The 12,641-nt window shown below is 35.2% G+C and carries 11 protein-coding genes; 5 read left to right on the top strand and 6 right to left on the bottom strand.

Features of this window, described 5'->3' with window-relative positions:
• The first annotated feature begins 3 nt into the window (after window positions 1-3).
• Entirely contained in the window at window positions 4-711 is a 708-nt protein-coding gene (locus A6A10_RS02440; RefSeq protein ID WP_121123490.1) for an electron transport complex subunit E, read from the top strand.
• A complete protein-coding gene (gene lpxM, locus A6A10_RS02435) occupies window positions 708-1,664 on the top strand; it encodes a lauroyl-Kdo(2)-lipid IV(A) myristoyltransferase (protein WP_121123488.1) in 957 nt (318 codons plus the stop codon). The genes A6A10_RS02440 and lpxM overlap by 4 nt, the downstream gene beginning before the upstream one ends.
• Before the next feature lie 41 nt (window positions 1,665-1,705).
• On the opposite strand, the gene A6A10_RS02430 is transcribed toward lpxM, so the two are convergent.
• Window positions 1,706-2,614, bottom strand: a complete 909-nt coding sequence (locus A6A10_RS02430; protein WP_121123486.1) for a LysO family transporter — start codon at window positions 2,612-2,614, stop codon at window positions 1,706-1,708.
• 116 nt (window positions 2,615-2,730) lie between these two features.
• Between A6A10_RS02430 and dinB the strand changes: the two genes are divergently transcribed.
• Window positions 2,731-3,801: a DNA polymerase IV gene (gene dinB, locus A6A10_RS02425; RefSeq protein WP_121123484.1), complete on the top strand. Its 1,071-nt coding sequence runs from the start codon at window positions 2,731-2,733 to the stop codon at window positions 3,799-3,801.
• A 92-nt stretch (window positions 3,802-3,893) separates the two neighbouring features.
• Window positions 3,894-4,748 carry a protease HtpX gene (gene htpX / locus A6A10_RS02420; protein ID WP_195759406.1) on the top strand — a complete coding sequence of 285 codons (855 nt, stop codon included), beginning with the start codon at window positions 3,894-3,896 and terminating at the stop codon, window positions 4,746-4,748.
• Window positions 4,749-4,801: 53 nt separating this feature from the next.
• On the opposite strand, the gene A6A10_RS02415 is transcribed toward htpX, so the two are convergent.
• The 5 genes from A6A10_RS02415 to A6A10_RS02395 all read right to left on the bottom strand — a co-directional run bounded on the left by A6A10_RS02415 (window position 4,802) and on the right by A6A10_RS02395 (window position 10,459).
• Window positions 4,802-5,785 (bottom strand): glutathione S-transferase family protein, encoded by a 984-nt coding sequence (locus tag A6A10_RS02415; RefSeq protein ID WP_121123480.1) that lies wholly within the window; start codon window positions 5,783-5,785, stop codon window positions 4,802-4,804.
• 118 nt (window positions 5,786-5,903) lie between these two features.
• Window positions 5,904-6,887: a glutathione S-transferase family protein gene (locus A6A10_RS02410; RefSeq protein WP_121123478.1), complete on the bottom strand. Its 984-nt coding sequence runs from the start codon at window positions 6,885-6,887 to the stop codon at window positions 5,904-5,906.
• A gap of 136 nt (window positions 6,888-7,023) precedes the next feature.
• The gene (locus A6A10_RS02405; RefSeq protein ID WP_121123476.1) at window positions 7,024-8,088 is read right to left on the bottom strand and encodes an AI-2E family transporter; all 1,065 of its coding nucleotides are present in this window, start codon (window positions 8,086-8,088) and stop codon (window positions 7,024-7,026) included.
• A gap of 176 nt (window positions 8,089-8,264) precedes the next feature.
• A complete protein-coding gene (fabB, locus tag A6A10_RS02400; RefSeq protein ID WP_121123474.1) occupies window positions 8,265-9,482 on the bottom strand; it encodes a beta-ketoacyl-ACP synthase I in 1,218 nt (405 codons plus the stop codon).
• A gap of 296 nt (window positions 9,483-9,778) precedes the next feature.
• The gene (locus tag A6A10_RS02395) at window positions 9,779-10,459 is read right to left on the bottom strand and encodes a metal-dependent hydrolase (protein ID WP_121123472.1); all 681 of its coding nucleotides are present in this window, start codon (window positions 10,457-10,459) and stop codon (window positions 9,779-9,781) included.
• A gap of 652 nt (window positions 10,460-11,111) precedes the next feature.
• Here A6A10_RS02395 and A6A10_RS02390 point away from each other — a divergent pair.
• Window positions 11,112-12,569, top strand: a complete 1,458-nt coding sequence (locus tag A6A10_RS02390) for an aldehyde dehydrogenase family protein (RefSeq protein ID WP_121123470.1) — start codon at window positions 11,112-11,114, stop codon at window positions 12,567-12,569.
• The last annotated feature ends 72 nt before the right edge of the window (window positions 12,570-12,641 follow it).

Raw genomic sequence — 12,641 nt, 5'->3', positions numbered from 1 at the left:
GAAATGACAAAAGAAAATCAAATTCCAATTAAACAAATTGAAATAGAACCAGTAAAAATAGTGGAACCTTCTATTTGGAAAACACTATTTACACAAGGAGTCTGGTCAAACAATGGTGCATTAGTCCAATTGTTAGGATTGTGTCCATTACTTGCTGTATCGAATAATGTCACTAATGCATTAGGCTTAGGTATAGCAACCTTGTTTGTCCTGATCACAACAAATACAGTGGTATCTTCATTTCGTAAAGTTATCCCTCACGATATTCGGATTCCAATTTATGTGATGATTATTGCTACCGCTGTAACGGCGATCCAATTATTGATGAATGCTTTTGCTTATTCTGTTTATCAGTCTTTAGGTATTTTCATCCCCTTAATTGTGACAAACTGTATCGTGATTGGAAGATCCGAAGCCTTTGCTTCCAGAAATAGCGTATTACATTCGGCGTTTGATGGATTTGCTACCGGTTTGGGTATGCTATTCAGCCTAGTCATACTTGGAGCATTGCGTGAAATCCTTGGTAATGGTACATTATTTGATGGATTAGATTTATTATTTGGAGAATGGGCAAAATCTTGGCGAATTGACCTATTACATTTAGATTCCGGACTACTCTTTGCTATTTTACCTCCTGGCGCTTTTATTGGACTAGGATTTGTTTTAGCAATAAAAAATGGCATTGACTATCGAAAGAAGAAAAAATTATGACTGACGACAGATTTACCCAACAAGTGAATTACCGACATCACTTTTCTAAAGAATTTTTATACCCTAAATATTGGGGTGTATGGATTGGTGTTTTAATATTAGCTATTCTTGCTTATGTTCCCTTTCGTTTACGAGATAAACTTGGTGTAGGAATTGGCAAACTTGTTACCAAGTATATGAAAGCAAAAAATAAAAAACAGTATCGCCGTTCAGATATCAATTTACGCTATTGCTTTCCAGACTGGTCTCAAGAAAAACGTGAAGAAGTGATTGAAAATATGTTCATCACCGTTTCTCAAACAATGTTGGGGATTGGCGAGATTGCGTTACGTTCTGTAAAGCATATTCAGAAACGCAGTGAATTTTCAGATCTCAATTTATTGAGAGAAGCAAGAGAAAAGGGTAAAAATATAATATTACTCGTGCCTCATACTTGGTCTATTGATGCTTCTGGTATTGTATTACATACCTATAATATTCCGATGGTTTCTATGTATAACCCTCATGCTAATCGCTTAGTTGATTGGTTGTGGAATACAACGAGAGAACGATTTGGTGGGAAAATGCATACCCGTCAAAATGGAATTAAGCCATTTTTAATTGATGTGCGTAAAGGGAATATGGGTTATTTCTTGCCTGATGAAGATTATGGTGAGGAATTAAGTATCTATTCTCCTTTTTTTGCGACAGAAAAAGCAACATTACCGGGATTAGATAAAATGGCAAAGATCACAAATTCAGTCGTGATCCCGATGTTCCCAATTTATAATGCTGAAAAAGGTGTATATCAAATTGAGATGCTACCACAAATTGAATTTGATGGTACGTTAGAGCAGTCTGCTCGAGAAATGAATCGTGTCATTGAGTATTTTGTAGAGAAAAATCCTGAACAATATGTTTGGATCCTTCGGTTATTAAAAACTCAACGAGATGGAAAAGACATCTATCAATAGTAAAAAAACCTGAATGACGAAAGTGATTCAGGTTTTTCTTTTTAAGCCAACCCAATAAAAAAAGCTAGCAATAATGGAGCGACTAAATTAACAATAAATCCAAAGCTAATCGCCAAAGGAACAACTTGCATTCCGCCTGATTTCTGAATAACTGGCAACATACAATCTAATGATGTTGCGCCGCCTAAACCAACCGCCGTAGATGGAAATAATCGCATAAAGAAAGGGATGCTAAATAAGCAAAAAATTTCCCGAGATAAATCATTAAAAAAAGCAATACTGCCGTAAAAAGGTCCCCAAGCATCATTAAGCAATACGCTAGAGAGTGAATACCAACCAAAGCCTGAAGCTAATGCAAGAGCGTGAGCCATAGGTAGATTCAATATATAAGCCGCAATAACCCCGCCAAATAATCCACTCAGCATAAAAATGACTGAAGTAAATAACCCTCTCTTATTGAAAAAGACTTCTCGTAGAGGAATGCCACTATTTCTCAATTGCACCCCAACACAAAAAATCATCACAACCAGTGCATAGGTACTCATATTAGATGGGAATGTAATAAAAGTTTTGGATAAAAAGCCAATCACTCCGCCAATTAATACCATCCCTAATAATAAAAGAGATTCCCCTATTTGTTGCCATCGAGAAGAGATGACTTGTGCAGAAAAAGAGGCTCTTTTCATTGGATAGAATTTATCAAAAATGATTAAGCTACCAATGTTACATAAATGAAAGATAACACTTAACCCTAAAGCAATGACACCAATTTTAGGTAATATTTCGCCCAAATCGTCTAATTGTCCTAACACGACTCCCATTGCCAGTAGAATAAGGTAAAGGCTATACATCATCAGCTTATTTACTATATTCATTATCCTACTTGATCTAACTTTAAATAGGTACCCAATAAAAAGCGGTACAAACGCAATTAATAATCCATAAATCATATTTATTCCTCACTCCTATTTAAGAATTCTAACGGGAAATAAAAACAATTAAACTGGTTTTATATACAGCATTTTGTTATATTAACAAGCGGTCAGATTCTTACATAATTTTGCAGATGAGTTTATTACGAAAAATTATTCATGTTGATATGGATTGTTTCTATGCAGCAATTGAAATTCGTGAAAATCCTCAATTACAGGGAAAAGCCGTTGCAGTAGGTGGAAGTGCCGAGCGACGAGGTGTCCTCACTACCTGCAATTATGAAGCCAGAAAATTTGGGTTACATAGTGCAATGTCCAGTGCGCAGGCAATGAAGCGTTGCCCTAATTTGATTTTACTTCCTGTTAATATGCCCCTATATCGACAAGTTTCACAACAAATTCATCAAATATTTAGACGTTATACAGATATTATTGAGCCTATTTCATTAGATGAAGCCTATCTTGATGTTACTCACTGCAAACAACATTCTGGATCTGCCACTTGGATTGCACAAGCGATTAGGCAAGCCATTTATGAAGAATTAAAACTGACTGCATCGGCAGGCATCGCTCCACTCAAATTCCTTGCTAAAATCGCCTCAGATCAGAATAAACCCAATGGGCAATTTATTATTGCTCCAGAACAAGTCGATCAATTTATTTTGAATTTACCATTGAAAAAGATTCCCGGTGTTGGGCGAGTTACCAATGAAAAATTAAACCATTTAGGACTAAAAACCTGTGCCGATATTCAAAAAAGTGATCTGCCATTCCTTGTTTTTCATTTTGGTAAATTTGGACAACGATTGTGGGATTTAAGTCATGGGATCGACCCAAGACCCGTTGAACCTAATCGTATTAGAAAATCATTAGCCGTTGAAAATACCTTGTTAAAAGATATTGATTCATTAGCCGAAGCAGAAAAAATCATTAGCGATTTATTTCATAAACTGGTTTATCGCATTCAACGTAATTATGAAGATAAGCCATTACACGAATTTAAGAAATTAGGTATTAAATTAAAATTTGATGATTTCACACAAACGACATTAGAACAATCGACTGATGGGCTCTCATTTGAATGGTTTATTCAATTATTGCATAAAATATGGCAAAGAAGAGAAGGAAGAAAAGTACGACTTATTGGATTAAGTATTCATCTTCCTGAGAAAAATCGTATTCAGCAGTTAAACTTATGGGAATAATTACAGTCCTACCCTTGAATTTTGATAAAGTACCACTATTTCAGTATCTTACTTTATTCTTTTAATGAAATTTATTATCTGGAGAACTACCTATTATGATGCGAATCGTACTTTTTCTTGCCACTAACTTTGCAGTGATGATTGTACTTGGCATAATTTTAAGCGTTACAGGTATTGCGGGGAACAGTACTGGTGGCATTCTAATTATGGCATTGCTGTTTGGTTTTGCAGGATCGTTAATTTCTTTATTTCTATCAAAAACAATGGCATTGCGTTCTGTTGGTGCTGAAGTTATCACTAACCCAACAAATAATGCGGAAAGATGGCTAGTCAATACAGTACAACATCAAGCCCAACAAGCAGGGATACCTATGCCTGATGTTGCGATCTATCATTCTCACGATGTGAATGCATTCGCAACAGGAGCAACCAAAAATAACTCTCTTGTTGCGGTAAGCACTGGATTACTTAATACAATGACCCAAGATGAAGCCGAAGCCGTAATTGCTCACGAAGTTTCACATATTGCCAATGGCGATATGGTAACTATGACCTTATTACAAGGCGTACTAAATACTTTTGTGATTTTCTTATCTCGAATGATTGCAAGTGCGGTTTCTAACTCTCGTAATGATGATGGTTCAGAAAGCCACAGTTCTGGAATTTATTTTCTGGTATCAATGGTGCTAGAAATCGTATTTGGCGTTTTAGCCAGTATCATTGCAATGTGGTTCTCTCGCTATCGTGAATTCAGAGCGGATGCAGGATCGGCAAGCTTAGTAGGCAAAGAAAAAATGATAGCTGCATTACAACGTTTACAATCTATCCACGAACCACAAGAAATGACCGGATCTTTAAATGCCTTTATGATTAATGGTAAACGCAGTGAACTCTTTATGAGCCATCCACCATTAGAAAAACGCATTGAAGCATTGCGTAATAACTAATAAAAATAAAGCCCATAGATTATTAACTCTATGGGCTTTTTAGTTATCTTATATTATGCAGAAAGTTTTTCTCGACCATGTGGTGTCGTAAAATCAATATCTGGTCCAATTGGCACAACACCAGTTGGATTTACTGCCTTATGACTTCGATAATAGTGTTCTTTTATATGTTTCATATTAACAGTTTCCGCAATACCTGGAACTTGGTATAAATCTCTCAGGTATCCCCAAAGATTTGGATAATCAATAATGCGTCTAACGTTACATTTAAAATGCCCAAAATAAACGGGATCAAAACGAACTAAGGTGGTAAATAAACGCCAATCGGCTTCGGTAATTTGATTGCCGGTTAAATAACGACGAGTCGATAAACGTTCTTCTAATTTATCTAATGCCTCAAAAACGCCAGTTACCGCTTCTTCATAGCCTTCTTGTATCGTAGCAAAACCCGAACGATATACCCCATTGTTAATATTTGGGTAAATATAGGCATTAAGTTCATCAATTTCTGCAACTAATTCAGTGGGTAAGAAATTAACAGGATTTGCACCAATACCATCAAATGCAGAATTGAACATTCGGATAATTTCTGAAGATTCGTTGCTCACGATCGTATGGGTCTTCTTATCCCATAAAACTGGCACGCTTGCTCTGCCTGTATAATTTGCGTTTGCGGCAATATAGACTTGATGGATATATTTCACATTCAAAATAGGATCAGGAATCACCCCCTCATCATCTTCAAAAGTCCAACCATATTCGCCCATAAAAGGATTCACGACAGAAACTGAAATCATATCTTCTAACCCTTTGAGCTTACGATATATCAACGTTCTATGCGCCCATGGACAAGCTAAAGATACATATAAATGATAACGATTAGGTTCAGCTTTAAATCCACCTATACCGATTGGTCCTGCTTCACCATCAGCAGTGATCCAATTTCTAAATTGGGTTGTTGCTCTCTCATATCGTCCATTTACAATTGCTGGATTCACCGTTGTATCGTGCCATTTCCCATCAATTACAATTCCCATACTCGCTCCTTATTAAATTCATTCTTATATTACTCAACTAACTAACATAAAAATAAGCCCACAGCAAGTTACATCTGTGGGCTTTTTGGTACTAATTAGTATATTAACGTACTAATTATTATGCAGATAATTTTTCACGACCATGTGATGTAGTAAAGTCAATATCTGGACCAACTGGTACAACACCAGTAGGGTTGATCGTATCGTGACTTTGATAATAGTGTTTCTTAATATGATCCATATTTACAGTATCAGCAACACCTGGTACTTGATATAAGTCACGTAAATATCCCCAAAGATTTGGATAATCAACAATACGTTTAATGTTACATTTGAAATGTCCTACATATACAGGATCGAAACGTACTAAGGTTGTAAATAAACGCCAGTCTGCTTCAGTAATTTGGCTACCTGTTAAGTAACGGCGAGTAGATAAACGCTCTTCAATTTTATCTAATGCATTGAATAACTGAACTACAGCTTCTTCGTATGCTTCTTGTGTTGTAGCAAAACCTGAACGATATACCCCATTGTTAATATTTGGATAGATAAATTCATTTAATTCATCAACTTCTTTCACTAATTCTGCAGGTAAGAAATTAACAGGATTTGCACCGATACCATCAAATGCAGAATTGAACATACGAATAATTTCAGATGATTCATTACTCACGATTGTGTTTGTTTTCTTATCCCATAAAACAGGAACTGTAACACGTCCACTATAATCTGATTTTGCGGCCGTATAGATTTCGTGTAAATATTTTGCATTAAAAATTGGATCAGCAACAACACCTTCACCATCATCAAAAGTCCAACCATGGCTAGCCATATAAGGATTAACCACAGAAACAGAAATCATATCTTCGAGGCCTTTTAATTTACGATAAATTAATGTGCGATGGGCCCAAGGACAAGCTAAAGAAACATATAAATGATAACGGTTAGGTTCTGCTTTAAAACCACCTACACCACTTGGACCAGCACTACCATCAGCAGTTACCCAATTTCTGAATCTTGAAATATCTCTTTGAAAGCGTCCACCTGTTGCAGATGTGTCATACCACTTATCTTCCCATTTACCATCAACTAATAATCCCATTCTATTCTCCCTAGCTTTTACTTAAAAAATTGAGTTTATAATGTTAACTCTTTATACTTAAATAATAAATATCAATTTTATAAAAAGATTATTCTCTTTAGAGAAACAATATAACTATTTACCACATATACCTGTGCTAAGATTTATCATGCAATGTCAGCCTTTCTTCTGAAACATCTCCTAGTAATAATGCATAACGTACTGTGGTTGTGCTTGATTCTAAAGCAATTTTTAATGCCATTGTGAGAGGAACAGACAATAACATTCCGACTGTCCCCAAAATCCATCCCCAAAATAATAATGATAAAAATACAACTAACGTTGACAGCCCAAGTTTTCGTCCCATCATTTTAGGCTCTAATACATTTCCTATAACCATATTAATAAGGATAATCCCAATTGCCACGCCAAATCCAATAGAAAATCCATTCAATAAAAGAGCTTGTACAATAATGGGTACACCCGCAAGAATTGAGCCTATATTAGGAATATAATTTAAAAGAAAACTCAGTGTTGCCCATAGCACTGCGTATTGGACATCAAGAAGTACCAACATAACCCAAATACAAGCTGCGGTTAATAAGCTTACTATTGTTTTTACACCAAGATAGCTAATCACACCTTCTAATACTCTATTGATATTATTTTCTTTTAACTCAGTATCTTCATTACCACTTAATGCAACGGCTAATCGGTGCTTAGCGGTCGGTGCTTCAAATAACATAAAGACAACAACAAGTAATAAAACAAAAATATCAGTAACCACTCCAGAAAAACTCAGTAATAAACGACTGACAAAATTCATAATTCTGCTTGGATCAAGTTCATTCATAATGGAATCTTCTGATATATCAATAGGTATATTCCATTGCTTTGCAAAATCCAACAATAATGAAATACGCTCAGACAATAAAATCTTATAAGAAGGAATAGAGGCGGTAAATTCCTTGATCGTACTGTTAATGAGCCCTGACAAGAATGTAAAACCTATGGCAAACAAGACAAAAAGTAATGCAATCGCAAGCCAAAGAGGGATTTTTCTATCTGTCATTGATTTCACAATCGGAGAACAAATAATGGCAATAAATAAGGAAAGTAAAAAAGGAATAACAATTTCAGTAGCCATTTTTATTCCCGCAAGAATAATCACAATGGCAGCTATTGTTAATAAAATACGAAAAGTAGAACTTGATGTTTGCATAGTATCTCACAAAAAAGCAACTGATTATTCCCTTAATTTTACAAAAAATAAGGAACAACTCACCGCTTATAAAATATACTTAATTTAAAATTACCAAATAGATCACTAAAATAATTTTATACATAAAATAAAACGTGGAAAAATCCACGTTTTATTCTCTATAAGCCCAAAAGTAATTATCCCGTATATTTTTGGAAGACTAAAGATGCATTTGTTCCACCAAATCCAAAACTATTAGACATCACTGTTTTTAATGGTTTATCTTGACGCTCAGTCACAATATTCATCCCTTGTGCTTTTTCATCTAGGGTCTCAATATTAATACTTGGTGCAATAAAGCCATTATCTAACATTAGTAATGAATAAATTGCTTCTTGAGCCCCAGCAGCCCCCAAAGAGTGGCCTGTCATAGATTTTGTTGATGAAATTGCCGGTGTTTCATCAGGGAATACTTCACGAATTGCCTCTAACTCTTTTACATCACCAACTGGAGTGGATGTACCATGTACGTTAATATATTCAATCTCACCATCAACACTTGCAAGAGCTTGTCTCATACAACGCACCGCACCTTCACCACTCGGTGCAACCATATCATACCCATCTGATGTAGCACCATAGCCAACAATTTCTGCATAAATTTTTGCACCACGTGCTAATGCATGTCCTAATTCTTCAACAACAACTACTGCACCACCACCCGCAATTACGAAACCATCACGGTTTGCATCATAAGCACGTGAAGCTTTTTCTGGCGTATCATTATATTTTGTTGAAACAGCCCCCATACCATCAAATTCTGTTGCACATTCCCAAGAAAGTTCTTCTGCTCCACCAGCAAAAACAATATCTTGTTTGCCTAATTGAATAAGTTCCATCGCATGACCAATACAATGCGCAGATGTTGCACAAGCAGAACTAATACTATAATTCACACCACGAATTTTATAAGGAGTTGCCAAACATGCTGAAACACTTGATGCCATAGTTTTTGTTACAGCATAAGGTCCAATAGCTTTAACACCTCGTGGCCCACGAACAGCATCACAAGCTACCAGTTGACTATGAGCAGATCCTGTTCCCGCACCAATTACTAATCCAGTACGATCATTCGACACTTGATCTTCTGTCAATCCAGAATCTTCAATTGCTTCTTTCATTGAAAGATAAGCATAAGCTGCAGCATCTCCCATGAAACGATAAATTTTACGCTCTATAAGCTCTGCTGGATTTAATTTAATTGTGCCGGCTATCTGGCTACGCATTCCAATTTCTTGGAAAGATGGGACAAACTCTATACCTGATTTTCCATTACGTAAGGAATCTAAAACTTCCTCTTTATTATTACCAATACTGGAAATAACCCCTAATCCTGTAATAACAACTCTCTTCATTCTGTTCCTCTTAAATTATTAATGTTATATAGTCAACACATTTTACACTATTTCCAGTAGAGCTTAAGCATTAAATATCAATCATAGATCAGATCCGAGCTGTTTTTAATCGCTATGACACTCTCGTAAGATAAAATGTTGAAAATAATGTTACAAAAACTATTAGTTGGTGAAGTTCTTTTTCATTATGTTAATAGAATTACCCCTTCAAACTTCCATAAATAAAAGTTTCTGATCAATTAGTGAAGCTGTATCTCTGCTTTGTAATAACTATACTAAAAATAATTACCTCACTATTAAAACTGAATTTCTTCTCCTACTTTTGGTAAAATGAGTTCAATATCATTTGCAGCAAAAACTTCTTTTGCTTCTTGATGATTGATTGCTATTGGCGGAAATGTATCAAAATGACAAGCAATGACTTTTTGGGTTTTTATTAACTTTTTGGCTGCAAAACTTGCTAAGTTAGCATCTAATGTATAATGCCCACCAATTGGCAATATTGCTGTTGTAATTTCTCCAAAGATAGGCGTTAAGTATTCCATATCTTTATTTAATCCAGTATCTCCCGCTAAATATAAATTTTTATTCGGGAACTGAAATACATAACCTGCCGGTACACCACCATATCTACCATCAGGAAAAGAACTTGTATGGGTTGCACTGACCATTGCGATTTTTAAATCACCAATTTGATAAGAACCACCTATGTTTAAATCGACTTGCTTCACATGATTAAAATAGCCACAAACTTCGGGCTGACCTATGATTGTAGCATCCGGATGAACCTGTAAAACTTCTTCTACATCTGTGATATGGTCTTCGTGAGCGTGAGTAATCAATACATAATCAACTTTCTGAGCATTGATATCAAAACCTGATTTATCCTTTTGAAAGTTATAAAAAGGGTCTGATAAAATTAATTTATTGTTATAGTTAAATAAAAAACAGTTTTGTCCTAAAAATCTAATTTTCATACATACCTTACTTGTTGTGAGTTTAATAATAAGTCTTTGATATCTATTTTTAAGAGTAGTTCATCTAGCTCTTACCAGTTACCAGTCTATTCTGCTTTTATCAAAAAACGTGTTTGCAATTTTAAGCTACAGGAATGCGTGGTAATAATACTGCACAGCTTATTCTACACAACTTCTAGTAAGGCTTAAATGTTAAATCTTCATTACAAAATTGTATTAAAATTTTCAAATAATGATTCCAATTATCAAAATTTAATACCTTTTTATAGAACATTTTATCTACAATGATGATTAAACCACATTCTATAAATATACTCATAGGAAATTTATAATTTACTAATAATTAATAAATATTTATTTTTAAAAATAATTATTTAAAAAATTGACTTAATAGTGCTTAAAAAGTTATCCTATCAAGCATATATGAAGCCTTAGACTAGGTCTGTGATATGAAATCCAATTTAGGAACCCAAATATCATAGGAACTTTCCCATAGTGAGATGGTCTAGGTGGTATATTAAATAAAGTTTGATTTTATGAAAATATTTTGTTAAATTTTTGTAAAATCAAGTTTTATTTAACAGAGTATTGGTAAGTATTAAATGTGATAAATACCAGTAAAATCAGATAAATTAAATCGGAGAATAAAAAGATGGCATCACAAAATCATGCACAACATTGGATTAACGGTGAATGGGTTAATACAGGCAAAACTCGTGAAACAACTAACCCTTCTACAGGTGAAGTACTTGGTACCTACGTTAAAGGTGGTAAAGAAGAAGCAGAATTAGCAATTAAAGCAGCACAAGAAGCATTTGCTAATACAGATTGGAAAACCAATCGTGAACTACGCCATCAAGTTTTATTAGAAATGGCAGAAGCTTTTGAAGCACGTAAAAAAGACTTAGCGACAATGATCGCTACAGAGAATGGTAAGTTGTTTGCAGAAGCAAGTTTTGAAACAGAATTCGTAAAACCTGGTTTATATTTTTCTGCTGCAACAATCTATACAGATTATGGACGTGCTGCAGAATGGGGAGCAGGTAAATACTCTATGTTAGTTAAAGAGCCTGTTGGTGTAGTTGGTATCAGTACACCTTGGAACTCACCACTTGCATTATTAATTCGTTCATTAGCACCTGCTTTAGCAGCTGGTTGTACAACTGTATTAAAAATGCCAGATCAAACTGCTTTAACTAATGGTTTAATCGCTGAAATTCTAGCTAGTGTAAAATCATTACCAAAAGGCGTAATTAATATGGTAACAGGTGGTCATGAAGTTTTAGAACCTTTAGTTACTCACCCTGAGGTTCCTGTTATCAGCTTCACAGGAAGCACTAGTACTGGACGTGCATTACAAAAAGAAAGTGCTCCATATCTCAAACGCCTTAGCTTAGAACTTGGCGGAAAAACACCATTAATCGTATTTGATGATGCGGATATTGATGCGTTAATTCCTAAAGCGGTGAAAGCATTAACTGTATTCTCAGGCCAATTCTGTATGACAGGTAGCCGTATTTTAGTACAAAAAGGTGTTGCGGACGAAGTGCGTAAACGCTTATCAGAAGAGTTAGCTAAAGTAAAAGTTGGCCCTGCAATGGATCCTCAATATGACATGGGGGCTTTAATTGACATGCGAAGCGTTGAACGTGTTAATGGTATGGTAGAAGATGCGATTGCAAAAGGTGCAAAAGCATTAGTTCGTGGAGGTCCTTACACTGAAGGCGAATTAACTAAAGGTGCATTCTATCGTCCTACATTATTAGAAGTTAACGATAGCCAAGCAGATATAGTTCAATCAGAAGTTTTTGGTCCTGTATTAGTGCTAGAAGAATTTGAAACAGAACGTGAAGCTGTTGAAAAAGCGAATGCAACTGAATACGGTTTAGCTGCAAGTATTTGGACAAGAGATGTTGATCGTCCATTACGTGTTGCTCGTGAAATTGAAGCTGGTACAATCTGGATTAATGATTGGGTTGTTATGCGTGATGAATTTGAAGAAGGTGGCTACAAACAAAGTGGAGTAGGCCGTCAACGCGGTATGACAAGTATCAATGAATATCTAGAAGTGAAACACATTGTGTTACAACCAGGTGTTATCAATCAATAATCACCTTTAGGTTAATATAAAAAACCGCCAATCTTGGCGGTTTTTTATTGGAGTAAGTTATCAAAACTGTTT

This window comes from Otariodibacter oris, from assembly GCF_009684715.1.
In the GTDB taxonomy this organism is placed as follows: Bacteria; Pseudomonadota; Gammaproteobacteria; order Enterobacterales; family Pasteurellaceae; genus Otariodibacter; species Otariodibacter oris.
This window is presented reverse-complemented; position numbering and strand designations above follow the sequence as displayed.

What these genes read in the sequence shown, in the direction of transcription:
- lpxM (WP_121123488.1), top strand. Translation starts at nt 708, where the DNA reads ATGACTGACGACAGATTTACCCAACAAGTGAATTACCGACATCACTTT.
- A6A10_RS02405 (WP_121123476.1), bottom strand. Translation starts at nt 8,088, where the DNA reads ATGCAAACATCAAGTTCTACTTTTCGTATTTTATTAACAATAGCTGCC.
- A6A10_RS02440 (WP_121123490.1), top strand. Translation starts at nt 4, where the DNA reads ATGACAAAAGAAAATCAAATTCCAATTAAACAAATTGAAATAGAACCA.
- A6A10_RS02390 (WP_121123470.1), top strand. Translation starts at nt 11,112, where the DNA reads ATGGCATCACAAAATCATGCACAACATTGGATTAACGGTGAATGGGTT.
- fabB (WP_121123474.1), bottom strand. Translation starts at nt 9,482, where the DNA reads ATGAAGAGAGTTGTTATTACAGGATTAGGGGTTATTTCCAGTATTGGT.
- A6A10_RS02410 (WP_121123478.1), bottom strand. Translation starts at nt 6,887, where the DNA reads ATGGGATTATTAGTTGATGGTAAATGGGAAGATAAGTGGTATGACACA.
- A6A10_RS02395 (WP_121123472.1), bottom strand. Translation starts at nt 10,459, where the DNA reads ATGAAAATTAGATTTTTAGGACAAAACTGTTTTTTATTTAACTATAAC.
- A6A10_RS02415 (WP_121123480.1), bottom strand. Translation starts at nt 5,785, where the DNA reads ATGGGAATTGTAATTGATGGGAAATGGCACGATACAACGGTGAATCCA.
- dinB (WP_121123484.1), top strand. Translation starts at nt 2,731, where the DNA reads ATGAGTTTATTACGAAAAATTATTCATGTTGATATGGATTGTTTCTAT.
- A6A10_RS02430 (WP_121123486.1), bottom strand. Translation starts at nt 2,614, where the DNA reads ATGATTTATGGATTATTAATTGCGTTTGTACCGCTTTTTATTGGGTAC.